Source organism: Caldanaerobius polysaccharolyticus DSM 13641, assembly GCF_000427425.1.
GTDB classification, from domain to species: Bacteria; Bacillota; Thermoanaerobacteria; order Thermoanaerobacterales; family Caldanaerobiaceae; genus Caldanaerobius; species Caldanaerobius polysaccharolyticus.
This window is the reverse complement of record NZ_KE386495.1, coordinates 339,884-365,492: the sequence shown is the minus strand read 5'-3', so window position 1 is coordinate 365,492 and position 25,609 is coordinate 339,884. Positions and strand designations below refer to the sequence as shown.

At 42.9% G+C, this 25,609-nt stretch carries 31 protein-coding genes and 1 riboswitch; of the genes, 29 read left to right on the top strand and 2 right to left on the bottom strand.

What is annotated here, in order from left to right:
- The first annotated feature begins 16 nt into the window (after window positions 1-16).
- Window positions 17-349, top strand: coding sequence for a PadR family transcriptional regulator (locus tag CALPO_RS0108180; RefSeq protein WP_013297369.1), 333 nt, complete (start codon window positions 17-19; stop codon window positions 347-349).
- Window positions 342-1,004: a DUF1129 domain-containing protein gene (locus tag CALPO_RS0108175; protein WP_026486865.1), complete on the top strand. Its 663-nt coding sequence runs from the start codon at window positions 342-344 to the stop codon at window positions 1,002-1,004. Before CALPO_RS0108180 ends, CALPO_RS0108175 begins: the two co-directional genes overlap by 8 nt.
- 203 nt (window positions 1,005-1,207) lie before the next feature.
- Here the strand turns inward: CALPO_RS0108175 and CALPO_RS0108170 are convergent, their stop codons facing one another.
- Complete coding sequence (locus CALPO_RS0108170) at window positions 1,208-1,624, bottom strand: secondary thiamine-phosphate synthase enzyme YjbQ (RefSeq protein WP_026486864.1); 417 nt, start codon at window positions 1,622-1,624, stop codon at window positions 1,208-1,210.
- Between the two features lie 120 nt (window positions 1,625-1,744).
- Window positions 1,745-2,569 (bottom strand): polysaccharide deacetylase family protein, encoded by an 825-nt coding sequence (locus tag CALPO_RS13645; protein WP_051585930.1) that lies wholly within the window; start codon window positions 2,567-2,569, stop codon window positions 1,745-1,747.
- 269 nt (window positions 2,570-2,838) lie between these two features.
- Here CALPO_RS13645 and CALPO_RS0108160 point away from each other — a divergent pair, with 269 nt between their 5' ends.
- The 27 genes from CALPO_RS0108160 (at window position 2,839) to rnmV (ending at window position 25,605) form a co-directional block, all read left to right on the top strand.
- Window positions 2,839-3,282: an S-ribosylhomocysteine lyase gene (locus CALPO_RS0108160; protein WP_026486863.1), complete on the top strand. Its 444-nt coding sequence runs from the start codon at window positions 2,839-2,841 to the stop codon at window positions 3,280-3,282.
- A gap of 40 nt (window positions 3,283-3,322) precedes the next feature.
- Window positions 3,323-3,424: riboswitch (SAM riboswitch) on the top strand.
- Window positions 3,425-3,503: 79 nt separating this feature from the next.
- A complete protein-coding gene (locus CALPO_RS13640) occupies window positions 3,504-4,484 on the top strand; it encodes a homoserine dehydrogenase (RefSeq protein WP_035172725.1) in 981 nt (326 codons plus the stop codon).
- Between the two features lie 3 nt (window positions 4,485-4,487).
- Window positions 4,488-5,582, top strand: coding sequence for a LacI family DNA-binding transcriptional regulator (locus tag CALPO_RS0108150; protein ID WP_169736190.1), 1,095 nt, complete (start codon window positions 4,488-4,490; stop codon window positions 5,580-5,582).
- A gap of 90 nt (window positions 5,583-5,672) precedes the next feature.
- On the top strand, window positions 5,673-6,011 hold the full coding sequence (locus CALPO_RS0108145) for a response regulator (RefSeq protein ID WP_026486861.1): 339 nt from the start codon (window positions 5,673-5,675) through the stop codon (window positions 6,009-6,011).
- A gap of 75 nt (window positions 6,012-6,086) precedes the next feature.
- A complete protein-coding gene (locus tag CALPO_RS0108140; RefSeq protein ID WP_026486860.1) occupies window positions 6,087-6,710 on the top strand; it encodes a hypothetical protein in 624 nt (207 codons plus the stop codon).
- Window positions 6,711-6,724: 14 nt separating this feature from the next.
- Window positions 6,725-7,576, top strand: a complete 852-nt coding sequence (locus CALPO_RS0108135; protein ID WP_026486859.1) for a class II fructose-1,6-bisphosphate aldolase — start codon at window positions 6,725-6,727, stop codon at window positions 7,574-7,576.
- Window positions 7,577-7,753: 177 nt separating this feature from the next.
- Window positions 7,754-9,667, top strand: coding sequence for an NADH-quinone oxidoreductase subunit 5 family protein (locus CALPO_RS0108130; protein ID WP_026486858.1), 1,914 nt, complete (start codon window positions 7,754-7,756; stop codon window positions 9,665-9,667).
- Window positions 9,664-10,512: a respiratory chain complex I subunit 1 family protein gene (locus CALPO_RS0108125; RefSeq protein WP_245589929.1), complete on the top strand. Its 849-nt coding sequence runs from the start codon at window positions 9,664-9,666 to the stop codon at window positions 10,510-10,512. The genes CALPO_RS0108130 and CALPO_RS0108125 overlap by 4 nt, the downstream gene beginning before the upstream one ends.
- A 16-nt stretch (window positions 10,513-10,528) precedes the next feature.
- Window positions 10,529-10,987 carry an NADH-quinone oxidoreductase subunit B family protein gene (locus tag CALPO_RS0108120; RefSeq protein WP_026486856.1) on the top strand — a complete coding sequence of 153 codons (459 nt, stop codon included), beginning with the start codon at window positions 10,529-10,531 and terminating at the stop codon, window positions 10,985-10,987.
- 15 nt (window positions 10,988-11,002) lie between these two features.
- Window positions 11,003-11,467 carry an NADH-quinone oxidoreductase subunit C gene (locus tag CALPO_RS13635; RefSeq protein WP_084295237.1) on the top strand — a complete coding sequence of 155 codons (465 nt, stop codon included), beginning with the start codon at window positions 11,003-11,005 and terminating at the stop codon, window positions 11,465-11,467.
- Complete coding sequence (locus CALPO_RS0108110) at window positions 11,457-12,536, top strand: hydrogenase large subunit (RefSeq protein ID WP_026486855.1); 1,080 nt, start codon at window positions 11,457-11,459, stop codon at window positions 12,534-12,536. Before CALPO_RS13635 ends, CALPO_RS0108110 begins: the two co-directional genes overlap by 11 nt.
- Before the next feature lie 13 nt (window positions 12,537-12,549).
- Window positions 12,550-12,981 carry an NADH-quinone oxidoreductase subunit I gene (locus CALPO_RS13630; protein ID WP_084295236.1) on the top strand — a complete coding sequence of 144 codons (432 nt, stop codon included), beginning with the start codon at window positions 12,550-12,552 and terminating at the stop codon, window positions 12,979-12,981.
- Complete coding sequence (gene hypA / locus CALPO_RS0108100) at window positions 12,981-13,355, top strand: hydrogenase maturation nickel metallochaperone HypA (protein WP_026486854.1); 375 nt, start codon at window positions 12,981-12,983, stop codon at window positions 13,353-13,355. The genes CALPO_RS13630 and hypA overlap by 1 nt, the downstream gene beginning before the upstream one ends.
- The gene (gene hypB / locus CALPO_RS0108095) at window positions 13,324-13,980 is read left to right on the top strand and encodes a hydrogenase nickel incorporation protein HypB (RefSeq protein WP_026486853.1); all 657 of its coding nucleotides are present in this window, start codon (window positions 13,324-13,326) and stop codon (window positions 13,978-13,980) included. The genes hypA and hypB overlap by 32 nt, the downstream gene beginning before the upstream one ends.
- Window positions 13,981-13,992: 12 nt before the next feature.
- Complete coding sequence (locus tag CALPO_RS0108090; protein ID WP_026486852.1) at window positions 13,993-14,208, top strand: HypC/HybG/HupF family hydrogenase formation chaperone; 216 nt, start codon at window positions 13,993-13,995, stop codon at window positions 14,206-14,208.
- A 12-nt stretch (window positions 14,209-14,220) separates the two neighbouring features.
- Entirely contained in the window at window positions 14,221-15,312 is a 1,092-nt protein-coding gene (gene hypD / locus CALPO_RS13625) for a hydrogenase formation protein HypD (RefSeq protein WP_051585928.1), read from the top strand.
- Window positions 15,309-17,606, top strand: coding sequence for a carbamoyltransferase HypF (gene hypF / locus CALPO_RS0108080; protein WP_026486851.1), 2,298 nt, complete (start codon window positions 15,309-15,311; stop codon window positions 17,604-17,606). Before hypD ends, hypF begins: the two co-directional genes overlap by 4 nt.
- Window positions 17,607-17,704: 98 nt before the next feature.
- Complete coding sequence (hypE, locus tag CALPO_RS0108075) at window positions 17,705-18,697, top strand: hydrogenase expression/formation protein HypE (protein ID WP_026486850.1); 993 nt, start codon at window positions 17,705-17,707, stop codon at window positions 18,695-18,697.
- Between the two features lie 36 nt (window positions 18,698-18,733).
- Window positions 18,734-20,347 (top strand): transcription termination factor Rho, encoded by a 1,614-nt coding sequence (gene rho, locus CALPO_RS0108070; protein WP_051585927.1) that lies wholly within the window; start codon window positions 18,734-18,736, stop codon window positions 20,345-20,347.
- A gap of 103 nt (window positions 20,348-20,450) precedes the next feature.
- Entirely contained in the window at window positions 20,451-20,663 is a 213-nt protein-coding gene (gene rpmE, locus CALPO_RS0108065) for a 50S ribosomal protein L31 (protein WP_026486848.1), read from the top strand.
- 119 nt (window positions 20,664-20,782) lie between these two features.
- The gene (locus CALPO_RS0108060; RefSeq protein WP_051586001.1) at window positions 20,783-21,631 is read left to right on the top strand and encodes a DUF1385 domain-containing protein; all 849 of its coding nucleotides are present in this window, start codon (window positions 20,783-20,785) and stop codon (window positions 21,629-21,631) included.
- Window positions 21,603-22,463 (top strand): peptide chain release factor N(5)-glutamine methyltransferase, encoded by an 861-nt coding sequence (prmC, locus tag CALPO_RS0108055; RefSeq protein WP_035172481.1) that lies wholly within the window; start codon window positions 21,603-21,605, stop codon window positions 22,461-22,463. Before CALPO_RS0108060 ends, prmC begins: the two co-directional genes overlap by 29 nt.
- A complete protein-coding gene (locus CALPO_RS0108050; protein ID WP_026486845.1) occupies window positions 22,463-23,020 on the top strand; it encodes a chromate transporter in 558 nt (185 codons plus the stop codon). The genes prmC and CALPO_RS0108050 overlap by 1 nt, the downstream gene beginning before the upstream one ends.
- Entirely contained in the window at window positions 23,004-23,552 is a 549-nt protein-coding gene (locus tag CALPO_RS0108045; RefSeq protein ID WP_035172479.1) for a chromate transporter, read from the top strand. Before CALPO_RS0108050 ends, CALPO_RS0108045 begins: the two co-directional genes overlap by 17 nt.
- 64 nt (window positions 23,553-23,616) lie before the next feature.
- Window positions 23,617-23,940, top strand: coding sequence for a hypothetical protein (locus CALPO_RS0108040; protein WP_026486843.1), 324 nt, complete (start codon window positions 23,617-23,619; stop codon window positions 23,938-23,940).
- Between the two features lie 165 nt (window positions 23,941-24,105).
- Window positions 24,106-25,050, top strand: a complete 945-nt coding sequence (locus CALPO_RS13620; RefSeq protein WP_051585926.1) for a 3D domain-containing protein — start codon at window positions 24,106-24,108, stop codon at window positions 25,048-25,050.
- A gap of 21 nt (window positions 25,051-25,071) precedes the next feature.
- The gene (gene rnmV / locus CALPO_RS0108030) at window positions 25,072-25,605 is read left to right on the top strand and encodes a ribonuclease M5 (protein WP_026486842.1); all 534 of its coding nucleotides are present in this window, start codon (window positions 25,072-25,074) and stop codon (window positions 25,603-25,605) included.
- The last annotated feature ends 4 nt before the right edge of the window (window positions 25,606-25,609 follow it).

The following is a 25,609-nucleotide window of genomic DNA, read 5'->3' as shown; positions in this document are numbered from 1 at the left end:
AATGGGAGGTTTTATTATGATTCCTTCACAAATGTTAAAAGGTGTGTTAGAAGGATGCATTTTAGAGATAATCCGAAAACAAGAGACTTATGCATATGAAATCTCGAAACAGTTAGAGCGATATGGATTTGGAGAGATATCTGAAGGAACAATATATCCTATTATTTTGCGCCTACAGAAAAGTGAACTTGTGAAAGCTACTTTACAAGACTCTAATAGCGGACCGAAGCGCAAATATTATCATTTAACTGAGAAGGGGGTTATTAGTCTAAGTGAATTTAAAGTTAACTGGCAAGAACTAGATCATGCGGTTAATCAATTATTTATGGGAGGAAAAGAACATGAATAAATTAGCAAAGGAATTATTAAAGAAAAATAATAATAGGGAAAAAGCGATATTTGATGAAAACAAAGAAATTTATACAAATATGATTGTCTACTTACGGGGTTCTGATTTATCAGAGTACAATCAAGAAGTTGTAAGAGGAGATATTATTGAACTAATTATTGATGGTCAGCAACGAGGCGATAATATTAAAAAAGTCATGGGAGGCAGATATAAGGAAATCTGTGATCAGATTATCGAAGCTATGCCTAAGAAGACAAAAAAAGATAAGGTGATGGATTTTTTAGATATGTCTCTTCATGCACTATGGGTTTTAGGTGTTATTTCTTTAGCTAAAAACTTTATAATTAGCTTAATTTCAAATAAAGCTGGGTTTGAGTTTATCTTAACCGTTGGGGATATTATAAATGGACTTGCAATTATCCTTATAGCAAATGTGATTGTATTGTATATTACTAAAACAGCATTTGGTGCAAAGAAAGAAAAAAAAGTAGTTTCTTTTTTAAAAGCGTGGTTTATTGCTGCAGCTGTTTTGGTAGCTATGATATTGAGTAATGTATACTTTAGAACCATTGCAGTGAATATTTCTTTATGGTTAGCAGCAATAACTGTCATATTGATTTTTGTTATTTGGAAAATTATAAGTGAAAGAGCGTAAATGAGATTTTCTTAATTTGATTTTGCTAAGTCGACGCGTTCCCGTCTACCGTAAGTGCAAAATTTGCGATAGATATGTTTCCGAGAACGGACATATCTCAAATGACATTTATTCTGTCCTCTCGTGCCACGTGGAGAGTGTGGCTTTACTCCAAAGATAAGGACCTCCAAATCCACATACAAGATGGAAATGGAGGTCCTTTTTCATTCTCCTATTATTTTTACCAGTACGCGCTTTTTTCTTTTTCCATCAAATTCACCATAAAAAATTTGCTCCCATGGGCCAAAATCCAGTTTGCCGTTGGTAATTGCTACCACCACTTCTCTGCCCATTATCGTGCGCTTTAAGTGAGCATCGGCGTTGTCTTCAAATACATTATGGTGGTACTGCTCATAGGGTTTTTCAGGGGCTAATTTTTCCAAAAAATTCTCAAAATCCTGATGGAGTCCACTTTCATCGTCATTTATGAATACACTGGACGTTATGTGCATAGCGTTGCACAACAACAGTCCTTCTTTGATTCCACTTTCTCTTACACATTCTTCAATCATGGGCGTGATATTTATAAATTCTCTTCGCTTTTTTGTTTCAAACCATAATTCTTTTCTATAGCTTTTCATTTCCGCACCCTTGACGGCCTTCCCTCCCTCTTGGACATGCATTATCTATTTTATACTATTTATTATACCACTGTCAATTTCCCGGGGAATATGGAGAAATATGTCACAAGGCGTTTCCTATTAGTGGCTTAGCAGTTCGCTTATAGTGACGAGTTTGTAGCCTTTGCTGTGTAAATACTGCAGTATATAAGGCAAAGCCTTAAGGGTATTTTTGCGCCCTTCGTGCATTAAAATAATAGAACCGCTGTGGGCGTTTTTTGCTATGCGGTTTGCAATAGTCCAGTAGTCCGGGTTTTCCCAATCTCTAGGGTCTACATTCCAGTATATTATGCGAAGGCCAAAGTCTTGGCATGCGATTTTTAAGCTGTCGCTGACAGATCCGTAAGGTGGCCTAAACAGGGTAACCTTTTGACCTGTTATTTTGTGAATTAAAAGCGAAGAACGCCATAACTCCCTTTTTATTTCTTCCTGTGACATCTTGGCCATATCTCCATGGCTATAGGAATGAGTGCCGATTTCGAACCCGTTGTCGGCTATCAGTTTGACGAGGCCAGGATTTTTTTCGACATTTTCACCGGTTAAAAAGAACGTGGCTTTAGCGTTGTATTGTTTTAATATTTCAATGTATTTTGCGGTATAGGCGTAGCTGGGCCCATCGTCAAAAGTGATGGCGATGTTGTTTTCACTATTTGGGTGCGAACCTAATAATTTAGGTATTTGCTGTAACCTTGGCCCAAACATTAGCTCTCTTAACTTTGCCTCATCATCGGGTGTTGCGCTCTTTTCCTTAGGTATTTCCACTTTTTTCAGAGGGATTGCTTTTTCCTCCTCTTTGACATTGTTTATTACCGGCATATTGCTTGGATTTTGAGAAATCCTCTGAGAGGATGAGGTGATGCCTAAGGTAAATAGCAACAATAGAATTACGGTGATTTTCTTTATCATTGTAACACTCTCCAGTAGTTTGCCTTTCTGATGAGATTATATCAAAACAGCCTGCTAAATGAGTTAAGGCAATATTATTATTGTGTTACAAATGTATTAAATAGCTGTTATTATGGTATTTTTCAGCCCATAGTGATATAATAAGTTAGCGTTGTAATTCCACTAGGGGTGCTCGCAAGAGCTGAGAGAAAGGTGCGTCCTTAATGCTAATAGAGATGTGGTTAAATTGATAGATATATGATAAAATTGTAGTGATAGGAGGGATCGCCATGGAGGTTAAAGTGGAGAGTTTTCAATTAGACCATAGAACTGTCAAAGCTCCGTATGTGAGAAAAGCCGGGCGGTTGGTGGGACCTAAAGGCGATGTGATAGCTAAATACGATATAAGGCTTGTTCAGCCCAATATGGATGCAATACCCACAGGGGGGCTTCATACCCTGGAGCATTTGTTTGCTGTTTATTTCAGGGATTACATGGAAGGTATAATAGATATATCGCCTATGGGTTGTCGTACAGGATTTTATATGATCAAATTCGGCGATACGCCGGAAAAGGAAATTGAAGGTGTGTTGAAAAAGGTCCTGGAAAGGATTATAAACACAAAGGAAGAAGAAGTACCAGCTACCAACGAAGTTCAGTGCGGCAATTACAGAGATCACTCTTTATTTACCGCTAAAGAATACGCCAAAGAAGTGCTTGAAAAGTTGCAATAAAAAGTTTATACTTTAATGAGACAATTGAATATAAAAGCTACTCTTATCGAGAGCGGTGGAGGGACTGGCCCGATGAAACCCGGCAGCCGGCACATAAGTGCGTCTGGTGCCAAATCCTGCAGGGAAACCTGAGAGATGAGAGGATAGCTTTGCAAGAAAAAGCTCTCTTCATCATCGAAGGGAGCTTTTTTAAATAATAAATTCTTTCAGGAGGTTTTGCGATGAGGATTGGAGTGGGGCTTTTAGGTTTTGGCACGGTGGGTTCAGGGGTATACAGGCTTGTTGAACTGAGAAAGCAAAACATGAGAGATAAAATGGGATGTGATGTATTTGTAAAAAAAGTACTGATAAGAGATCCTAAGAAAACAAGAGCCGTGCCATTAAACGACAGTTTATTTACCACAATAGCCGATGATATTCTCTCGGATGATGGTGTAAATTTAGTAGTAGAAGCTATTGGTGGCGTTTACCCTGCGAGAGAATACGTGGAGAAGGCTATAAAGAGCGGGAAGGATGTAGTAACAGCCAACAAAGAATTAATAGCAAAACATGGTAGAGAGCTTTTGCAATTGGCCAAGTCCTATGGGGTGGATTTAAGGTATGAAGCTACAGTGGCGGGAGCTATACCGGTGATACGTCAGGTAAGGCGTTTTAAAATCACCGACGAGATTGATTACATAGGAGGTATATTAAATGGCACGTGCAACTATATACTTACGCAGATGGAACTCAATAAATGGGATTATGGTACAGCCCTTAAAGAAGCCCAGCGCTTAGGATATGCCGAAAGCGATCCATCTTATGATGTACAGGGTTACGATTCGCTGTTTAAACTTATGATACTCATAAGGGAGGTGTTTGACATTGATATGGATGTAAAAGACATAGAGGTAGAAGGTATAGCCGGTATTTCTAAGAAAGATGTAGAAAAGGCCAAAGCAAGAGGTCAAAGGATTAAACTCTATGCGTGGGCTAAAAAGAATGGCGATGAAATAAATGCAGGCGTTAAGCCGGAGTTTTTTCCTGTTAACAGCCTTTTTGGACAGGTAAACGGGGTAGAAAATGCTGTAGTGATAAAAGGGGATGGTTTTGGACAGCAGTTTTTTGTAGGATATGGAGCCGGACAGATGCCCACAGGTGACGCAGTGCTTTCTGATATAGTGGATATTTTGGGCAAGTACGAGCGTACTGCAAAGGGATAAATGTTGCAATCCCTTTATTTTTTTTGTAATATATATGTAAAAGATCAGACAACGTTTACTGCAAAGGGGGTAATCCATATTGTAAATATAAAAACTATAGCTAAAGAGGCAGGGGTCTCGGTTTCTACGGTTTCTAAGGTGATAAATGGATACGAAGACATAAGCGAACAAACCCGGGAAAAAGTTATGGAGGTAATAAAACGTTTTAATTACCAGCCCAATCAGATTGCCCGGGTATTGTGTACCAAAAAGTCCTGGCTTATCGGATTGCTTTACGATGTCTGGAGGGATTATGAGAACGAATTTTTTAATGAAATAATAATGAGCTTTAAGCGTACTGTGGAAGAGCAAGGGTATAATATACTCTTTTTAAATGTGTACAAGATTAAAAAGGAAAACATATCTTATGTCAGTTATTGTGAACAGTACAGCTTAAATGGGATTTTGGTAATTGGGTTTAAGGATGACGATCCGTATATAAAAGAGCTTATCGTCAGGGAAATACCTTGTATAGGCATAGATATTCCTATAAGTGGGAAAAAGTGCGGCTATGTAACCTCTGACAATTACGGTGGCGTTATAAAGGCAGTGGATTACCTGGTACAACTGGGACATAAAAAGATCGGCTTAATAAACGGCGCTGCGGATATATACCCTGCAAAGGAACGTTATAAGGGCTTTATGTACGCTATGAAAAAGCATAATATAAGCGTTGTAAACGACTGGATCGAAGAGGGGGATTTTAGCAGGGAAAGCGGATATACAGCGATGAACGAGATTTTTAAAAAAGGCAGTTTGCCTACTGCCATGGTGGTCACCGGCGATGAGATGGCGTTTGGCGCTATAAGCGCTATTAACGAGCACGGTATGAAAGTTCCTGATGACATTTCAGTAGTGGGATTTGACGATATAAGGTCTGCTAAGATATTTACGCCATCGCTTACCACTGTAAGGCAAGACAAAGCGATGATGGGTAAAGCAGCTGCCTGGTCATTAATAAACATGATAAACGATAAGTCCTTTAAAGCGCCGGTCACTATTATACCCACACAATTGGTTGTACGCGAGAGCACCAGGGAGTTTATAGCTAGTTCATGAAACTTGACATAAAAAGGTTTTTTGAATTTTAAGGAGAAATATATATGTAGTAGTTTTTGAGCAGTATTTGCTGATAAAGAGGGGAAAGCGATGAAGAAAAACATGTTAGTGGTAGACGATCAAAAAGCCCTGTGCTTTATCATAAAAGAGTTGTTTAAAGAAAAATACAATATAGAAGTAGCTCACGATGAGGACGGGTTAAAAGACGCCTTAAAGAGGACCAATCCAGATATAGGGATTTTTGATTTTTATATAGGCGAAAACGACGGACTGGAGCTGTTAAAGTGGGTTAAAAGCCAATACCCTGATATGGAGTGTATCCTCATGACAGCGTATGACATATGGGATATCAAAGATAAGGTGCCTCCTTTTGTAAGCGTATTGAAAAAGCCTTTTGACGTGGATGATCTGAGAAACATGATAGAATAGTTGCGGGCAATAAAGGAATTTTACAGCAGATGTAGAATATATAAACTAAAAGCATTACGGTTTGGGAGGGGAAAAATGCCCGTATTGGTACCTGTCATAACAATAGGATATAAGTGTGGCGTCTGTGGCAGGCTTAACGTCAACAAGGTAAATCTTTTTGATGTATCTCCAGAGAGGGTAGTAAAGCTGAAATGCGATTGCGAAAACAGCCGTATAATTATAGCTAGGAAAGAGAAAAATTGTATTTTTAGAGTATCGTGTTTTGACTGCGGTTGTATCCATAGTTATTCTTTTGCTATTGGTGACCTGTTTAAATTAAAAAGCGTAGTATGCCCTTATTCCAAAGAGAATTTATTTTATGTTGGCAGCCAGGAATCGGTGGTAAAAATGCTGGAGAAGCTTGAAAGCGATTTAAATATAATAGCAGAGGAAATGGGGCTTAAAAGCCAGTTTGTCAACCAGGATATAATGATACAAATCTTAGATAAGATACACGATTACGCCCATAAAGGCAATATTCAGTGCTCGTGCGGTAATCCTGATTTGTTTTTGAGGTTGATGAGCAATGCCGTTTTATTGACATGTGAGAAGTGTTGTGATAGTATTACAATCAATGCAAGGAATATTGAAGATCTTCTTGCATTGGATGAAAAAGGATATGTACAGCTCATATCCAGAAAAACTCAAAGGACTAAGTGAAGTGGAGGTTCAATATGTTAGTTTCAGGTAAAGAGATACTTCAAAAGGCAAATGAAGGCGGCTATGCGGTAGGAGCATTTAATACCAGCAACCTGGAGATAACTCAGGCAATAATCCAGGCAGCTGAAGAGGAAAAAGCACCTGTTATAATACAGGTGAGCATGAGTGCGATTAAATACGCGGGAATAGAGAACATTGCGGCGATAGTGACAACTGCTGCAAAAAATGCTCGGGTCCCTGTGGCCTTACACCTGGACCACGGTACGGATTTTGACGTGGTTATGCAGTGCCTAAGGCACGGGTGGACTTCTGTCATGTTTGATGGGTCTAAGTACCCCTTTGAAGAAAATGTAGCCATAACGAGAAATATAGTGAACATCGCCCATCCTATGGGGGTGTCTGTAGAGGCGGAGCTGGGAAAGATCGGAGGTACCGAGGATCACATAACAGTTGATGAAAGGGAAGCTACGATGACAGACCCCGATGAGGCGGTGCGCTTTGTGGAACAGACAGGAGTGGATTACCTCGCTATTGCCATAGGGACGGCTCACGGGGTTTATAAAGGGGAGCCCAAGCTGGATTTTGACAGATTGAAAAAGATAAAATCCTTATTGAATATGCCTATTGTATTACATGGCGCTTCGGGGGTTCCGGAAGAATCTATTGTTAAAGCGGTTGAGTTGGGTGTCAATAAGATCAACATAGACACCGATTTAAGGCAGGCATTTAATTCCTCGCTTAGAAGGTATTTAAACGAGAATCCTGATCAATATGATCCCAGAAAAATACTGGCGGTTCCCAGGGAAGCGATGAAGAATGTCGTGGCGCAGAAGATAAGGATGTTTGGGAGCGCCGGAAAGGCCTGATGTAAGAGGTTTAAAGGATGACATGAAGTCATCCTTTAACTTATGCTGATATATTTGATAATTAAAAAACTAACGTTGACTTTTTACAGGTAGCGAATAAAATATATAGGTAGGAAAATTAAGATTTAGTCATATTGTATACAGTACACAAATCAAGCGAAAGGCAGGTGCGACAGTATGCGTGCAGCTTTGGCTGTAAACATTTTGTTACCGTTTGCTATAGCATTTGTAATATACTTTATAAGAAATACAAAGGTGAGAAATGCATTTATCTTTACCACCGCGGGACTTGTAATTGCGAGCTCTGTGTATTTGTGGTTCCATAAGCCTATTGTGGTGTCATCAGGTTCAATTATGGGGATGCCATGGGATAAGGTGATTGAGGTTTTAGACCTCTTGCTGGGGTTATATATACTTTACCTATCTATATCGCTTAAAAAGTGGTATCTGGTGATTTTATCTCTCGCTCAGGTCATTCCGATGTTTGTATTTGAGCGGCTGGCAGGAACAAGCGTAGAGGTTAAAAACGCCCTCTACATCGACAATTTGTCCATGGTCTTGAACTTAATCGTGTCCATAATAGGAACGCTGATATGGATTTTCTCCACGGGTTATATGCCGGAGGACGAGGAGCATAAGAAGGTGCATCCTTCCAGGCAGCACAGGTTTTTCTTTGTGTTAATCCTGTTTATAGGTGCCATGAACGCACTGGTGTTGTCCAATAGCCTTATGTGGGTGTATTTTTTCTGGGAAATAACCACATTGAGCTCGTTCCTGTTAATAGGGCATGATAGAACGCAGGAAGCTATGAATTCGGCTATAAGAGCTTTGACTTTGAACAGCATCGGTGGTGTGGCTTTTGTAGCAGCTATTATAATCGCTTATTACGAGTACGGCACCCTTGATATACAGAAGATAATCGCGATTAAACCTGCAGGTCTGTTGCTGGAGCCTGTGGTGTTGTTGTGTATAGCTGCCTTTACTAAATCAGCACAGGTTCCCTTTCAGAGCTGGCTTTTAGGTGCTATGGTAGCTCCTACCCCTGTGTCAGCACTACTTCACTCCAGTACCATGGTTAAAGCAGGCGTTTATCTTGTGCTGCGGTTAGCCCCTGCGTTTAGAGGCACGTGGGTGAGCGATGTGATAGCTGTATTTGGGGCGTTTACCTTTTTGGTCACATCTCTTTTGGCAATCGGTCAGTCCAATGCAAAGCGTATTCTGGCCTATTCTACCATAGCCAACCTGGGGCTTATAATAGCGGCTGCGGGAATAAATACACCTGCGGCTATAGCTGCTGGTATACTCCTCATAATATTCCATGCCATATCAAAGGGCCTTTTGTTCCTGTGCGTAGGTACCATTGAGCACCATATAGGGAGCAGGGACATAGAGGATATGAGAGGGCTTTTTACCAGGATGCCGTATACCGCTATGGTTACAGTGGTAGGCTTGATAACCATGCTTTTGCCGCCTTTTGGCGTTTTGCTGAGTAAGTGGCTGGTTATTGAGACCGCATCTAGCAATCCGCTGTTGGTACTGTTGATAGCGATGGGCAGCGCTTTAACTGTAATGTACTACACCCGATGGATAGGGATTTTGATTGTGGACACGGCCTGCCAGGACAGGGTACAAAGGGAGAGAGTAGCGCCGGCTATAATGGCTCCTATAAGCGCGTTGGCCCTGGGAGCTGTGCTGGTGAGCTTGCTTGTGACCCAGGTATTTAATGCCATGGTAGCACCAGAGGTCATATCCTATTACAAATCCTTGGGGATAAAAGCATCTCATGGTATATTGTCTATGTCGATAGGGGCATTTACGCTGTTTCCTGTATTTCTGGCCATGGCTGTGGCTTTGGTGTTGGGTTTGGTTTTTCTCAGGAGGACTCAGGTCAATGCGACGCCTTACATGTGCGGTGAGACATTAAAGGATTACAAAGATATTAAGGTGAATGACCGTTTAGAAAAAGTGGATGACGTGATAGTTAAAAACTACTACTTTGCCCATATAGTGTCGGAGCGCAAATGGGCGGTCTGGATTAACATCGTAGCTGTGGTATTGATTTTAATGCTATTTGGGGTGATGTTATTGTGATATTTATAAAGTACATTCTGGCACTGGTGGTGTTGCCTATAATAGGCGGTTTGATAACGGGCGTGGATAGAAAGCTTACAGCAAGGCTTCAGGGCCGATATGGGCCGCCGATTCTCCAACCTTTTTACGATTTCTTAAAGCTTGTGGGAAAGCAGAGGCAACTGGTAAATGGCTTTCAGGCGTTGAGCGCCTGTATATATTTTACATCCTCGGCGTTGAGCCTTTTGCTCTTTGTGCTAAAGCAGGATCTCTTGATGATTGTTTTTGTGATGTCCATAGGTGCGGTATTTTTGGTCATCGGGGCGCTTTCAGTTAAGTCGCCTTATAGCCAGGTGGGTAGTCAGAGGGAACTTTTACAGATGCTGGCGTATGAACCCCTTTTGATATTGGTCATCGTAGGCATGTACCTGGTAACGGGGAGCTTTAATATAAGCGTTATATCCAGTTATCCATTACCTCTTATAGTTAAATTGCCACTGATTTTTCTGGTTATGAGCATTGTTCTGGGCATCAAACTGCGCAAGTCGCCTTTTGATATATCGGCGTCAGAACACGCCCATCAGGAGATAGTGAGAGGGGTGCTGACGGATTATTCCGGCTTGTACCTGGCGTTGGTTGAAGCAGCCCACTGGTATGACCTGATGCTGCTTCTAGGAATAATAATGCTGTTTTTTGCAAACAACTGGATATTGGGAGCCGCTGTAGCTTTGGCGTATGTGCTCTTTGAGATATTTATTGACAACGTAACGGCGAGGTTGACTATAAGGTGGATGATTCAATTTACGTGGATAGTTGGCTTGATACTGGCTGTTGCCAACATCACGTGGCTGTATTTTGTGAAATAAAGGTGGTGTTGAGTGTATGGACTTGATGGATAAAGCCAGAAAGCTATCGCCGTGGTTGATCCACTACGACTGTGGCAGCTGCAATGGCTGTGATATAGAGTTGCTGGCGTGCCTTACTCCATTATACGATGTGGAGAGGTTTGGTATAGTAAATGTAGGAAATCCCAAACAAGCCGATATATTGGTGGTAACGGGGACGGTAAATCAGCAAAACAAGCATGTGCTTAAAAATATCTACGATCAGATGCCTGATCCTAAAGTGGTGGTGGCGATAGGGGTGTGCGCGTGTACCGGTGGCATTTTCAGGGATTGTTACAATGTGTTGGGGGGAATCGATAAAATAATCCCTGTAGATGTTTATATCCCTGGTTGTCCCGCGCGGCCTGAGCAGATTTTGGACGGCATTAAAATGGCTATAGACAAACTGGCTGAAAAGAGAGACAATATGAGAAGAAGCGATAAGGATCCTGTGTGAAAGGATGTGAACGCTGTGATAGAGGCAAAGGAAGTAACCGTTGACAGTTTAATAGATGAGGTAAGGCGTTATCACGACGCCGGATACAGGTTTGTGACTACTACGTGTGTGGATATGGGCGATGTATTTCAGATCTACTACCACTTTGACAAAGACCTGAAGCTGGAGAATCTTAAACTGACGGTGGATAAAAACACAAGGGTTCCCAGCATATCTTCTATCTACTACTGCAGCATTTTGCCAGAAAACGAGATGCAGGATATGTTTGGGGTGAAATTTGAGGGCTTGGCAGTGGATTACGGTGGGAAATTTATGCTGGGTGAAGATTCGCCGTTGACACCCCAGGCCCATATTGAGGTTGTGAGAAAAACTTCCAGTGGCGCATCGGAAAACGCGAAAATGGCTGATGCTCTGAATAAAGAAGCAAATATAGGGAAGGACGATTTGCTCTCAGAGGGAGGCGAAAAAAATGGGCGATAGGAGCATTATTCCTTTTGGGCCCCAACATCCCGTGTTGCCCGAGCCAATACACCTGAGATTGGTGGTAGAAGATGAAAAAGTGGTAGAAGCCCTGCCTGCAGTGGGTTACGTCCACAGGGGATTAGAGAAACTGGTGGACATAAAGAGCACTGATCAGATGGTATATGTGGTGGAACGCATATGCGGTATATGCAGCTGTATGCATGCCCTCGCTTATTGCCAGGGCATAGAGGAGCTTATGGGCGTGGAGGTGCCCGAGAGGGCCAGGTATCTGCGGGTGGTATGGGCGGAATTACACCGCATGCACAGCCATCTTTTGTGGCTGGGGCTGCTGGCTGATGCCTTTGGATATGAAAGTCTTTTTATGCAGACCTGGAGGATTAGAGAGAAAATAATGGATTTGCTGGACAGGACCGCTGGCAACAGAGTTATAATATCAGTAAACGTAGTAGGTGGAGTTAAACGGGATATCGACGAAGAATTGAAGAAATGGGTCTTGGAAAACCTGAACGACATCGAAAATGAGCTAAGAGAGGTATTTAATATAATGAAAGACGACTACACCGTAAAGAAGAGGACGGTGGGCGTAGGCGTTATAAGCGCTGAAGAGGCCTATGAGCTAGGGCTTGTGGGGCCCATGCTAAGGGCCAGCGGTGTCAGCCAGGATGTGAGAATGACGGGTTATGCAGCCTATAAAGACCTGGATTTTAGCCCTGTGGTAGAAAAAGGCGGAGACAGTTACGCTAGGATGATGGTGAGGATGAGAGAGCTGTTTCAATCTATTGATCTCATAAGGAAGGCTCTTGAAAAAATGCCCCAAGGTGAGATAAGCGTAAAAGTAAAAGGAAATCCCGAAGGAGAAGTAATATCCCGCGTGGAGCAGTCCAGGGGAGAGGTGCTTTATTATATAAAGGCCAACGGCAGCAAAAACCTTGAAAGGCTAAGGGTGAGGACGCCGACTTTTGCCAATGTAGCGGCTCTTTTAAAGATCGTACCGGGATCTCAGCTGGCGGATGTACCTGTGTTGGTGCTTACCATAGATCCGTGTATAAGCTGTACCGAAAGATAGGAGGCATTTGCTTATGTTGAAGATGGGCATAAGGTTGTTTAAGAACCTCTTTTCAGGACCTGCCACAAGGCTTAAAAAAAGAGAACCTTATGAAAAACAAAGGGGTCATATAGATATAGATATAGAAAAGTGCATATTTTGTGGAAGGTGTTTTAGGGAATGCCCTTCAGGATGTATAAAAGTGGATAGGAAAGCTGCTACGTGGGAAATAAATCCCTTTGAGTGCATAATATGCGGTGCGTGCGTTGACGTATGTCCTACCAAAGCGTTGTTTATGCATAAAGAGTACAGGGATCCGGCGTACAGAAAGGAATTAAAGGATTACAAAGGAAAACTGCCTGTTAAGCCTACAAAAGGGACAAAATCCGATGGAGAACAGGGAAAATCTGAAAAACAGTCCACCGAGAAAAAGGATTCAGATAGTGAAAAAAATGAGGTGGCATGATGCACGAGCTTTCAGTTACCCAGGCCCTTGTGGATATGGTGGTGGCTGAGGCGAAAAGAGCAGGGGCCTCTTCGGTGAAAAGGATAAGCATTGTAGTAGGTGAATTGACGGGAATTGTCGAAGACAGCGTTGAGTTCTATTTTGAGCTTATAAGCCCAGGTACGTTAGCTGAAGGGGCTAGCCTCTCTTTTAAGCGCGTGCCGGCGGAGTTTTACTGTGATAAGTGCGGCCGCGTGTACAATAGAAGCGGCTTTTCTTTTAGATGTCCCCATTGTGGCAATTCTGGTGTTATCCTGAAAAAAGGTAACGAGCTTTATATAGAAAATATAGAGGTGGAATTTGATGGAGATAAAGGTTTTAAAGAATATACTTGATGCCAATGACAGGATTGCTGGCGAAATCCGCGCTTTGTTCAAGGAAAAGGGAATTACCGCCGTAAACATCATAGGCTCACCAGGTTGTGGAAAAACCAGCTTGATTTTAAAGACCATTGAGAGGTTAAAGGGCAAACTGAATATCCAGGTAATTGAGGGGGATATCCAATCGTCTATTGATGCCGAGAAGATAAGTGCTGCTGGCTCCACGGCTGTGCAAATAAATACCGGTGGAGCTTGCCACCTGGATGCCAATATGATTAAGATGTCATTAAATGAAATGGATTTAAAAAAAGGGATTCTTTTTATAGAAAATGTGGGCAATCTGGTTTGTCCCGCTGAATTTGAAATAGGTGAGGACCATAAGGTAGCAGTTATAAGCGTGCCTGAAGGGCACGATAAGCCTTACAAGTATCCCCTCATATTTTCTAAAGCCAGTGCTGTAGTCCTCACAAAAGCCGATTTGTTACCCTATGTAGACTTCGATATGGAGTTTTTCAAAGAGGGGTTGAAGGCGTTGAATCCTGATTACAATCTTTTTGTCCTCAGCGCGAAGACAGAAGAGGGCCTGGACCAGTGGATTGATTGGCTTGAGCACATCGGCGAAGGAAAGGGGGAAGCCTGAAAGGCGGAGGACATGTGCCTTGGTGTTCCTGCAAAGATTATAGAGGTTGAAGGGGATAAGGCTCTGGTGGAATTTGGAGGAGCCAGCAGAAAAGTCTCCATAGCGATGTTACCTGATGCAAAAGTAGGCGATTACGTCATCGTTCACGCGGGATACGCTATAAGCAAGGTTGATGAGAAGGAAGCGCTGGAGGAGCTTGAGCTGTGGAGAGAAGTAATGGGTTTGTAAAGGGCTGATTGGATGAAAAAGATCAACGTGGAATTTATACGCCAAATAAGGCGTAAAATTGAGCAATTAAATCCTGGTATACCTATAGTATTTATGGAAGTATGCGGCACTCACACCATGTCTATTGCCCGGGCAGGTATCAGGCAGATGTTACCTGATAACATAAGGATGATATCAGGGCCTGGTTGTCCTGTGTGCGTGACGTCGGCGAGGGACATCGATTATGCCATATCCTTTGCCAGTTTGCCCGATGTTATCCTGACAACTTTCGGCGACATGGTAAGGGTACCTGGCAGTCAAACCAGTTTGTCGCAGATGAGAGCCCGGGGCTGCGACGTAAGAGTTGTTTATTCGGTATATGACGCGCTGGATATGGCGTTGGAAAACCCATCTAAGCAGGTGGTATTTGAAGGGGTGGGCTTTGAGACTACTGCTCCCTCTGTGGCTGACGCAATAATGAGGGCTAAGAAAGAGAACATAAAGAATTTTTCGGTCTTGTCACTTCACAAGACCGTGCCTGAAGCTTTGAAAGCCCTTCTGAACCTGGGAGAGGTAAAGATAGACGGTTTTTTGCTGCCAGGCCATGTAAGCGCCATTATAGGGGTGAAACCATATGAGTTTTTACCTGCGCAGTACGGCGTAGGTGGCGTTATATCGGGATTTCAGCCAGAAGATATATTGTTGAGTATTGCTGCCATGCTCAAACAGCTAAAAGATGGTCCTAAAATACAAAACCAGTATAGCCGCGTGGTCAGGGAGGAAGGAAATGTAGAAGCGCTAAAAGCCATGGAGGAGGTTTTTGAGCCCTGCGATGCCCGCTGGAGGGGGATAGGGGTTATAAGAGGTTCAGGTCTTATTATAAAGCCGGAGTATGCCGAATTTGATGCCACTAAGAGATTTGATTTAAAGGTGCCTGACTCTGAGGAACCAGCAGGGTGCAGGTGTGGCGATGTGTTAAGGGGTGTAATAGAACCTGAACAATGTCCTCTTTTTGCCAGGAGATGTACTCCTGACACCCCTGTAGGTCCGTGCATGGTGTCATCGGAGGGCAGCTGTGGTATATGGTATTCTGAAAGGTCTCATAAGAGAGTGGATGAAATATGAGGAAAAAGATTTACGTATACGGTATTGTTCAAGGGGTGGGTTTTCGCCCCTTTATTTATAACCTTTCAAAAAAACTGGGTATCAGGGGTTATATAAAAAATACATCTTATGGGGTGTACATTGACGCTCAGGGAAGCCCCGAAGCGCTGGAAGAATTATTGGACGAGATAAAGCGCAATCCTCCTTTACTCTCTGTAATACAATCTGTTAAAGTGGTGGAATTACGCGAAAAGGATTATAGTGATTTTAAAATAGTGCAAAGCCAAGATGATGGAGGCTTTTTGCCTGTTTCGCCAGATATGGGGATTTGCGATGAATGCTTGGCGGAGCTTTTTGACAGAGGCAATAGAAGATACCGATATCCTTTTATCAATTGTACCAATTGCGGGCCCAGGTATTCTATTATAAAGGATATTCCTTACGATAGGCCAATGACCACAATGGCGAGATTCGCCATGTGTCCGGATTGCCAGCGGGAATACAACAACCCTTCTGATAGGAGGTTTCACGCCCAGCCCAATGCGTGTGCTGTTTGTGGCCCTCGTGTGTCGTGGGTGGATTGCAACGGCCAAGATTTCCTTTTATTCGGTGAGGATGCTGTAAAAAAGGCTGTGAATTTTTTAAAAAAGGGCCGCATTGTGGCTATAAAAGGTGTTGGAGGCTTTAACCTGGCGGTAGATGCCACTGATGAAGAGGCCGTAAAGCGGTTAAGGGAGAGAAAGCACAGGTATGAAAAGCCTCTGGCTGTTATGGCAGCTGATGTAAATGCGGTCAGGTCCTTTGCGGAGGTTTCACCTGCGGAGGAGAAGCTGTTGGCCTCTCAGAGGAGGCCCATAGTTTTGCTAAAAAAGAGGCCCGGGACGACTTGCATTGCCCCGTCAGTAGCTCCTGGTGTTGACACGATAGGGGTTATGCTCCCGCCTGCCCCTCTACATTACCTCATAGCTTGTGATTTTGGCAGGCCGCTGGTTATGACCAGCGGCAATCTCTCTGAGGAGCCAATTGCAAAGGACAACGATGAGGCCTTAGAGAGGCTAAAAGGCATTGCCGATGGGCTCCTGATACATGACAGGGATATTTTTGCTCGCATCGACGATTCTGTTGCCATGGTGGTAGACGGGGAGGAGGTTTTAATAAGGAGGGCCCGGGGGTATGCCCCGCAGCCTATTTTGTACCAAGCTTGGTTAAATAAATCACAAAAACCACCCAAGAGTTTGCAGGTTATAGCGGTTGGGCCTCATGACAAAGTGACGGTATGCCTGGCAAGGGATGGCTATTTCTTTGTGAGCCAGCATATAGGAGATATGGAAAGTATCAAGACTTTTGAATACTTTCAGGAGACCATAGAGAGGTACAAAAAACTGTTCAGGATAAAACCTGAGATTATCGCATACGATATGCACCCTGACTATATTACCACTCAATACGCCGAGGCTGCAAAGGATTTGAAAAAGATAGCCGTGCAGCACCATCACGCCCATATCGTGTCATGCATGGTGGACAGTGGCCTTTCAGGAAAGGTAATAGGTGTTGCATATGACGGTACAGGGTATGGGGACGACGGCAGGCTGTGGGGCGGAGAGATAATGATAGCTGATCTTGGCGGCTACAGCAGGTATTACCATTTAAAGTACATTCCCCTTATAGGAGGAGCCAGCGCTATAAAGAAAATTTACAAAACAGGGCTGGCGTATATGTTTGAATCGGGGTCAGATTTCAAGCTTTTTGAGCAAAGCATTGACCAGAAAGAGCTTTGCCTGCTTAAAGCCCAGTGGGAAAAGAGGATCAATGCGCCAGAAGTATCAAGTATGGGCAGGTTGTTTGATGCCGTTGCTGCGGTATTGGGAATAAGGCATTATGTAAGCTACGAAGGTCAGGCGGCTGCTCAGCTAGAATCACTTATAGACGAGAAGGCTTCTGGTTATTACGAATACAGCATAGAAAGCGATCCTCTGGGCCAGGGAAAAGGCGTTATTAATCCTGTGAACACAGTCGTGTCGGCGTACAGGGATCTGGAAGCGGGAGAGCCGCTAGGCGCCATTGCCCTTAGGTTTCACAATTCCATTGTCAGGTTTACAGTGGACGCCGTGGAAAGGGTGGGACGCCTTACTGGCGTGCTCGACGTCGTTCTCACAGGAGGAGTATTTCAAAACCGATACTTGCTCAGTAATATTAAAAGCCAATTAAAAAGCAAGGGTTTCAACGTCTACGTTCACAGCAAAGTGCCCTGCAATGACGGAGGTATTTCATTGGGACAGGCAGCTATAGCTTATTTCAAAGGTTTATCGAAATAGCCATTTTGTATTAAATTTGCGGTGAAAAATTGGTTAAAATTTTTACAAAAAATATTTTTGAAAGGTACAATTTATGTTATAATAAAAGAGGTGTAAAAATGGGAAGGATAGAATTAAAGCATGGTGGCGGTGGCAGGTCTTCGCAGGATATTTTAAAGTTGTTTTTAAAGTATTTTGATAACGACATTTTAAGGGGTTTGGAAGATGCGTCTATTCTAAACGCAAATGGGGAAATTGCATTTACTACAGATTCCTTTGTAGTAAAACCCCTGTTTTTCCCTGGTGGAGATATTGGCAAATTGTCTATATGCGGAACTGTTAATGACCTTTCTTCAAGAGGTGCAATTCCTGAATATATTTCTACGTCATTTATAATTGAAGAAGGATTTGAAATTGAGGATCTGGAAAAGATAGTTAAGTCCATGGCTGAAACGGCTAAAGAAGTGGGGGTAAAAATAGTTACAGGTGATACTAAAGTCGTTGAGAGAGGAAAGGCCGATGGCTTATACATCAATACGTCTGGAATAGGCGTGGTTAAAATAAAGGGAATTTCAGCTCATAATGTCAAGCCTGGCGATAAGGTTATTGTGACAGGGACTCTAGGCGAGCACGGCATATCGGTGCTGGCAAAGCGAGAAGGGCTTAACCTGAATGTGGACGTGGTAAGCGATTGTGCTCCTTTGAACAGGGTAGTAGAAAAGCTATTTCCGTTGGGAAGCGAGATACACGCCATGAGAGATCCCACGAGAGGTGGGTTGGCAGCAGTTTTAAACGAAATTGCTGTATCCAGTCATGTGGATATAAGGATTTACGAAAGCGAAATACCCGTAAAAGAAGAGGTGGTAAACGCTTGCGAGATATTAGGACTGGACGTGCTGACTCTGGCTAATGAGGGAAAACTCGTTATATTTGCGTCTCCGACAGTGGCGGATGATGTGGTGGCCATTTTAAAATCAGACCCCTTGTTCGGAGATTGCAATATAATAGGCGAAGTCTACCAGGGAAAGGGCATTGTCACGATGAAAACCGTGTACGGCACAGAGAGATTCGTAGATATGCCTGCAGGAGAAATTTTACCGAGGATATGTTAATATACCGGAAAATATGGCAATAATATTCATGAAATAATGGAGGTGTTTTATTTGCAAATACCAAATTTGGATGAAATGGGTATATTTGAGCTAAGAGATTTTGCAAAAAGCATGGGTCTAAAAGGTTTTACAAAGTACAGAAAAAAAGAACTGATCGATTTTATTAAAAGCCATCTGGAAAGCGTGAAAGGCTCAGAGGAAGATCGCAAGGAGGAAGAGGAAAAAGAGCAGGCGTTACAACAGCCGGATCAACCTGATATCCAGGAAAACAAGCCTGTTGAAGACCAAAAGGAAGAGGAGATGGCAATTCCTAAGTTAGAAGATGAAATGGAAGAAGAACTGGATACAGGGGTTGAAGAGAGGGTAATAGATGAAGATGAGTTAAAAAAGAAGCGGTTTAAAAGCATCAGCGAGGAAAAGCAGGAAGTCCTTTCGGTTATAGATAAAAAGGATATCGATGAGGAAAACAAAAAAGAAATCAAGAGGATTGTAACACAACTGGAAGATGAGACTATTCTCAACATGATTGAAACCCAAGGGGAAGCTATCGGAGAAGGCGTACTGGACATAATGCCCGACGGCTACGGGTTTTTAAGAGCTGAGAATTACGTTCAGGGAGATAAAGACATCTACATTTCCCAATCTCAAATTCGCCGTTTTGGCTTAAAAGTAGGGGATTGGGTAAAAGGAATCATAAGGCTGCCTAAGGAGAATGAAAAGTACGGCGCGGTAATATACGTTCAGTCGGTAAACGGAGACAGGCCTGATGCCATAAGAAATAGAATTCCCTTTGAAAATCTAACGCCTATTTTCCCTAAAAAAAGGCTAAAACTGGAGACGTCACCTATCGATTTGTCCACCAGGCTGGTGGATCTCATTGCCCCTATTGGAAAAGGGCAAAGGGGTCTCATTGTGGCTCCTCCTAAAGCGGGCAAAACAACTCTTTTGAAAAAAATAGCTAATAGCATATCGATAAATCATCCTGAAGTGCACCTGATAGTTTTATTAATTGACGAGAGACCTGAAGAGGTCACTGATATGCAGAGGTCTATTAACGGTGAAGTGGTGTATTCCACCTTTGATGAGCTTCCGGAGCATCACACAGAGGTTGCTGAGATGGTACTGGAGAGGGCCAAGAGGATGGTGGAGCAAAAAAAGGATGTGGTGATATTGCTGGATAGCATCACGAGGCTGGCCAGAGCGTATAACCTTACTACTCCGCCTTCTGGTAGAACACTCTCAGGGGGACTGGATCCCGCTGCATTGCATCCGCCTAAGAGGTTTTTCGGCGCCGCGCGAAACATCGAAGAAGGAGGCAGTTTGACGATACTGGCTACTGCTCTCATTGAAACAGGTAGCAGAATGGATGACGTCATATTTGAAGAATTTAAAGGCACAGGCAATATGGAGCTTCACCTGGATAGAAAGCTTTCAGAGCGAAGGATATTCCCTGCTATTGATATATACAAATCAGGTACCAGGCGGGAAGAGCTGCTTCTTTCCAGCCGCGAGTTAGAAGCCACGTGGCTTATAAGGAAAGCCATGGCTACGACGCCGCCGGCGGAGATTATGGAGCTCCTCATAAACAGGCTCATGAAGACAAAGGACAACAGCGAATTTATAGAGGGGATTAAAAGCGCCATTGTTTGACAGGTTGGCGCGATTGACGAGAGGGCTAAAATCAATTATAATAAGAGAGTGTCATTTGAGATTATTAATCCATGGCAAGGTCTATGGGAGAGAGGTGAGGTAGATGAAAAAAGGTATACATCCAACGTATTACCATGATGCCATTGTCAAGTGCGCGTGTGGAAATACGTTTGTTACCGGATCTACAAAAAAGGAGATCCACGTGGAGATCTGTTCAAAGTGCCATCCTTTCTTTACAGGGCAGCAGAAATTTGTAGATACCGGTGGCCGTGTGGAGCGGTTTACAAAGAAATACGGTTGGGGCGAAAAAAAATAAAAGGGAAGCTAGTCGTTCCCTTTTATTTTTTTGCAGTTATGCTATAATGAAGGAGAATGGGGTGATGTGATTTGGGCAGGAAATTTGATTACGGCGGCCAGGCGGTCATAGAAGGCGTTATGATGAGGGGCAAAAATGGGTATGCCGTGGCTGTCAGAAAACAGGATGGCAGCATAAGTATTTTTAAACAGCCGTCTTTGCCTATTACTAAAAGGGCCCCTATTTTAAATGTGCCTTTTTTGAGGGGTACTTTCGTTTTATTTGATTCTCTTTACGTCGGCATTAAAGCGCTGATGTACTCGGCTGATGTGGTTGAGGAAAATAATGATGGACCGAAAGAAAAATCTTTAAAAGATTCGATTATGATGATGGCATCGTTGTTCCTGTCAATGGTCTTTGCCGTGCTTTTGTTTTTTATATTGCCCACTTATGTGAGCTCGTTTTTAAAGGTTATTGTCCCATCGTCTGCAGGTTTAAATGTAATGGAAGGCGTTTTACGAGTTGTAATATTCCTTATTTATCTTTCGCTAATCTCCATGATGAGAGACATCCAGAGGGTATTTCAGTACCATGGAGCTGAGCACAAGGTCATACATTGCCTGGAACACGGTGAAGAGCTGACTGTGGAAAATGCCAGAAAGTACTCTACATTGCATCCCAGGTGTGGTACTAATTTTTTGTTTGTGGTAATGATAGTGAGTATAATCGTCTTTTCGGTTTTCCAATGGCCTTCTCTCCAGGCGAGGATCGTGCTCAGGATAGTTTTGCTGCCTGTAGTAGCAGGTATTTCTTACGAATTTATCAAGCTGGCTGGCAGAAGCGATAACAGGATTGTAAAATGGCTGACGGCGCTAGGACTTTACTTGCAGAAGTTTACCACGAGGGAACCCGATGACTCCCAGCTTGAAGTAGCTATTTGTTCTCTAAAGGGTGTTTTGGATGAGGGAAAGACAGTGGAATGTCCGTGATGCTATTCTATGGGGAGCCAAGTCACTGAAAAAAGCCGGTGTCCAGACGTCTCGCCTGGATGCCGAGCTTATTATGTCTTACGCATTAAAATGCGAAAGATCCCACCTTATAGCAGCGCGGGATAGAACGCTGAGCCCGGATGAAATTGAAAGCTATGCGCAGCTTATAAAAAAACGGATAAAGGGGATTCCCGTCGCTTACATAACAGGCGTAAAAGAGTTTATGGGTATGGATTTTGCCGTTAACCCCAGCGTGTTGATACCGAGGCCTGACACAGAGGTACTGGTAGAGTCTGTAATAGATGAAATCAAGAAGATAAAGGCTCCCTGGGTGCTGGATATAGGCACAGGCTGTGGTTGTATCGGTATAAGCATTGCGCGCTTTGTCCCTGACAGCGTTGTTTGCGCAGTGGATGTATCAGCGCCAGCATTGGAAATTGCTGCGTTTAATGCTAGAAAACTTAGCGTCGATGCAAGGGTGTTTTTTTATTTAGGGGACCTGTATAGCGCTTTGCCAAAGGAATTTGCCCATAAATTTGATGCTATTGTATCCAATCCCCCTTATATCCCATCCCGTAGTATAAAGGATTTGCCTTTAGACGTAAGGAGCGAACCGGTATTGGCGCTGGATGGAGGGGAGGATGGGCTTGATTTCTACAGGAGAATAATCTCAGGAGCTCCTTTGTACCTTAAAAAAGAGGGGATATTAGCCTTTGAAGTGGGATATAATCAAGCCCGAGAGGTAGCATCCATGATGTCTTGGTATTCGGTGTACACGGTAAAGGATTTGTCGGGCATTGAAAGAGTAGTTGTTGGGAGGCGAGTGCGCTAATGAGGCTTATGTGGGAGATGTTTCTGGCCTTTTTTAAAATTGGGGCGTTTACCTTGGGCGGGGGATACGCTATGGTACCTCTTATGAAAAAGGAGATCACTGAAAAGCGCAAATGGCTTAACGACGAGGAATTTTTGGACATATTAGCAGTGGCCCAATCTGCCCCTGGACCTATTTCAATAAACACGTCCATATACGTGGGATACAAGTTGGGCGGGTACATAGGTTCTATCATAGCTACCTTGGGGTCCTCCCTTCCTTCTTTTATTACCATTTTGCTGGTGGCCATGTTTTTTAGGTCTGTGAAAAGTAACCCTCTAATAGAGGCCATATTTAAAGGTATAAGACCTGCTGTGGCGGCTATGATAGCTGCCTCTGTGGTAACCCTGCTTAAATCCACTAAAATTAGAGGTGCTTCGCTGCTTGTCACGATACTGGCGGCTGTAGCAGTTGCTTTTTTGAACCTGCATCCTATCCTCGTCATAATTTTGTCCGCTTTGGGTGGGATATCGGCAATGGTGATTTTAGGAGGAGAAGAGCATGGCGATACTGATTAAATTGTTGCTTTCCTTCATAAAGATAGGGGCATTTAGCTTTGGAGGAGGATATGCTGTTCTGGCTGTTATGCAGAAAGAGATAGTGAGCGTAAACCATTGGATTTCCGGTAAAGAATTTATTGATGTGGTAGCCATATCTCAAATAACACCAGGGCCTATAGCTATAAATTCTGCTACATACGTAGGATACGCTTTAAAGGGTATTTTAGGCTCGGCACTGGCCACTGTAGGGGTGATCTTGCCTTCGTTTATAATCATTTTAATCATAGCCAGATATTTTACGCGGTTTTCTTATAAACCTGCAGTACAGTGGATGTTTAAAGGGATAAGGCCTGCCAGTATAGGGCTTATAGCAGCTGCAGCGCTATCGATGGCCAGGGGTGCTTTTACAGATGTGTACAGCTGGCTTATATTCTTGCTGGCTTTTGTGCTGACGTACAGAGATTTTGACCCTATTTTGCTTACGCTGATATGTGGGCTATTGGGCGTTATACTTTATTATACACCTCTTCATGGCTTATTGGGGCTGTAAGCATCACATATGGGTTTTTTATAACATATATTGTAGTAAGCGATTTTCATGGGGAGGTATATAAATGGATAATATAGAGAAAGACCCTTTGGCGAATATGTCCAGTGGCAATGCGCCTAAAAACTGGTATGACCCCGGGTTGTATCCTTACTATCCTTACCATGGTACAATGCCGGGAACGATGCCTTGTCCTGATATGGGGCCATGGTATATGCCTGGCATGATGCCTTGGCCTTGGATGCCAGGTATGCCTTATTCAGGTATGCCAGCCCATCCGATGGATGAGGAGCTGATAGAGATGAGGTATATTGTTGCACTTTTGATGTTGCACATCGATATGTGCATGAGGCACATGCATACGTACCATGGGATTTATTCAAATTATTAAGATAGTATTAAAAACAGAGAGGGTAACCTCTCTATTTTTTACAATCAGCGTATATTTTGGTATAATTATCGCATAATATTATAATAGCATATTTTTAAATGATACACAATTTGACACAAATTTTTTTTTAGGTTAAAATATAGGGCAATGAAAGGAGGGGATGAGGTGGTAGTGAAAAAGAGGTGGTACCTCTTTGTAACTGCTATAGCTATTGCATTGGTTTGGATGCCTTTTTTATTTAGAGCGCGTGTCAGGGAAAATAGCGGATGGAAAAAGCTATTGTTTAAAAATGCTGTTGTATATAATATCCCCCGAAATCAGCTGGCCAGGATAAATCAAAGGCTTTTTGGCAACCCTGACTTACAGCTTAAGTGGGTAAACATACAGATTGGTAACAAAAAAATAAAGACATCAACTGATAAAAAATTTGTGGCAGACATAATAAAACAGGCTGGGATAAAGATTGGGAATAAGGATGAAGTCAAACCCTCTTTATGGGAAATCGTTAAATCAGGTGAAACCATAAGGATATACAGGGTTGATGAACGCATTGTTACTGAGGTAAAAGATGTTCCTTTTGATGTGAAAAAGAGTTATACGACTAGGTTGGAAGTAGGTAAATCAAAGGTTATTCAGGAAGGGCAACAGGGCAAAAAACAATTAAAGTACAAGGTGATATTGAAGGACGGTAAAGAAATAGCTCGTACTTTGCTGGAAGAAAAAGTGATTAAAGCTCCCATAAGCAAAGTGATAGCTGTGGGCACTATAGGGATGATTACAACTTCCAGAGGTGAGACGATTAGGTACTCAAGGGTTATGACCATGGAAGCTACAGCGTACAGTTGCAGTTATAGCGATACAGGTAAATCCCCAGGAGATAGAGGCTATGGTATAACGGCTTTAGGGATAAAGGCAAGGCCTGGGGTTGCGGCGGTAGATCCTTCTGTTATACCTTTGGGGACCAGGTTGTACGTCGAAGGATATGGCTATGCGTTAGCTGCCGACACAGGGAGCGCTATAGTAGGTAATAAAATAGACCTATATTTTACTGAGCCTGAAAAGGCACAACGCTATGGTCGCCGGCTGGTAAAGGTGTATATCCTGAAATAATGGCTTCTGGAGGCGGTTGACATGTTAAAAGAAGTGATTGTAGTAGAGGGAAGAGATGATTTAAGCGCTGTTAAAAGAGCAGTGGATACAGATGTTATTGTTACCGGAGGCTTCAGGCTGAGTAAAGAGACAATTCAGCTGATACGGACAGCTCAAAAAAAAAGAGGGGTAATCGTATTGACAGACCCCGATCACGCCGGCGAGATGATCAGGAAAAAGATATCGTCGCTGGTAAAAGGCGTAAGACATGCCTTTATACCCAGAGACGAAGCGACTTTAAATGGCGACATAGGGGTAGAAAATGCCTCACCTGAGAGCATTATTAAGGCGCTAGAAAGAGCGAGGGTTCGGAGGGTAGATAGGAAGGAAGTATTTACAATGGAAGATATGATAGACGCAGGGCTTGTAGGTAATCATTGTGCTGCTGTGAGGCGGGCAAAGGTCGGATGCATTTTGGGCATAGGTTATGCCAACGCCAGCCAATTTTTAAAGAGGTTAAATATGTACGACATATCAAGAGAAGAATTTATGAAGGCATTGGACCACATTAATTGAGAGG

Excerpts from the sequence above, each read along its gene's own strand:
- CALPO_RS0108180 (WP_013297369.1), top strand. The coding sequence starts at position 17 with ATGATTCCTTCACAAATGTTAAAAGGTGTGTTAGAAGGATGCATTTTA.
- CALPO_RS0108175 (WP_026486865.1), top strand. The coding sequence starts at position 342 with ATGAATAAATTAGCAAAGGAATTATTAAAGAAAAATAATAATAGGGAA.
- CALPO_RS0108170 (WP_026486864.1), bottom strand. The coding sequence starts at position 1,624 with ATGAAAAGCTATAGAAAAGAATTATGGTTTGAAACAAAAAAGCGAAGA.
- CALPO_RS13645 (WP_051585930.1), bottom strand. The coding sequence starts at position 2,569 with ATGATAAAGAAAATCACCGTAATTCTATTGTTGCTATTTACCTTAGGC.
- CALPO_RS0108160 (WP_026486863.1), top strand. The coding sequence starts at position 2,839 with ATGGAGGTTAAAGTGGAGAGTTTTCAATTAGACCATAGAACTGTCAAA.
- CALPO_RS13640 (WP_035172725.1), top strand. The coding sequence starts at position 3,504 with ATGAGGATTGGAGTGGGGCTTTTAGGTTTTGGCACGGTGGGTTCAGGG.
- CALPO_RS0108145 (WP_026486861.1), top strand. The coding sequence starts at position 5,673 with ATGAAGAAAAACATGTTAGTGGTAGACGATCAAAAAGCCCTGTGCTTT.
- CALPO_RS0108140 (WP_026486860.1), top strand. The coding sequence starts at position 6,087 with ATGCCCGTATTGGTACCTGTCATAACAATAGGATATAAGTGTGGCGTC.
- CALPO_RS0108135 (WP_026486859.1), top strand. The coding sequence starts at position 6,725 with ATGTTAGTTTCAGGTAAAGAGATACTTCAAAAGGCAAATGAAGGCGGC.
- CALPO_RS0108130 (WP_026486858.1), top strand. The coding sequence starts at position 7,754 with ATGCGTGCAGCTTTGGCTGTAAACATTTTGTTACCGTTTGCTATAGCA.
- CALPO_RS0108120 (WP_026486856.1), top strand. The coding sequence starts at position 10,529 with ATGGACTTGATGGATAAAGCCAGAAAGCTATCGCCGTGGTTGATCCAC.
- CALPO_RS0108110 (WP_026486855.1), top strand. The coding sequence starts at position 11,457 with ATGGGCGATAGGAGCATTATTCCTTTTGGGCCCCAACATCCCGTGTTG.
- CALPO_RS13630 (WP_084295236.1), top strand. The coding sequence starts at position 12,550 with ATGTTGAAGATGGGCATAAGGTTGTTTAAGAACCTCTTTTCAGGACCT.
- hypA (WP_026486854.1), top strand. The coding sequence starts at position 12,981 with ATGCACGAGCTTTCAGTTACCCAGGCCCTTGTGGATATGGTGGTGGCT.
- hypB (WP_026486853.1), top strand. The coding sequence starts at position 13,324 with ATGGAGATAAAGGTTTTAAAGAATATACTTGATGCCAATGACAGGATT.
- CALPO_RS0108090 (WP_026486852.1), top strand. The coding sequence starts at position 13,993 with ATGTGCCTTGGTGTTCCTGCAAAGATTATAGAGGTTGAAGGGGATAAG.
- hypD (WP_051585928.1), top strand. The coding sequence starts at position 14,221 with ATGAAAAAGATCAACGTGGAATTTATACGCCAAATAAGGCGTAAAATT.
- hypF (WP_026486851.1), top strand. The coding sequence starts at position 15,309 with ATGAGGAAAAAGATTTACGTATACGGTATTGTTCAAGGGGTGGGTTTT.
- hypE (WP_026486850.1), top strand. The coding sequence starts at position 17,705 with ATGGGAAGGATAGAATTAAAGCATGGTGGCGGTGGCAGGTCTTCGCAG.
- rho (WP_051585927.1), top strand. The coding sequence starts at position 18,734 with ATGGAGGTGTTTTATTTGCAAATACCAAATTTGGATGAAATGGGTATA.
- rpmE (WP_026486848.1), top strand. The coding sequence starts at position 20,451 with ATGAAAAAAGGTATACATCCAACGTATTACCATGATGCCATTGTCAAG.
- CALPO_RS0108060 (WP_051586001.1), top strand. The coding sequence starts at position 20,783 with ATGATGAGGGGCAAAAATGGGTATGCCGTGGCTGTCAGAAAACAGGAT.
- prmC (WP_035172481.1), top strand. The coding sequence starts at position 21,603 with ATGAGGGAAAGACAGTGGAATGTCCGTGATGCTATTCTATGGGGAGCC.
- CALPO_RS0108050 (WP_026486845.1), top strand. The coding sequence starts at position 22,463 with ATGAGGCTTATGTGGGAGATGTTTCTGGCCTTTTTTAAAATTGGGGCG.
- CALPO_RS0108045 (WP_035172479.1), top strand. The coding sequence starts at position 23,004 with ATGGCGATACTGATTAAATTGTTGCTTTCCTTCATAAAGATAGGGGCA.
- CALPO_RS0108040 (WP_026486843.1), top strand. The coding sequence starts at position 23,617 with ATGGATAATATAGAGAAAGACCCTTTGGCGAATATGTCCAGTGGCAAT.
- rnmV (WP_026486842.1), top strand. The coding sequence starts at position 25,072 with ATGTTAAAAGAAGTGATTGTAGTAGAGGGAAGAGATGATTTAAGCGCT.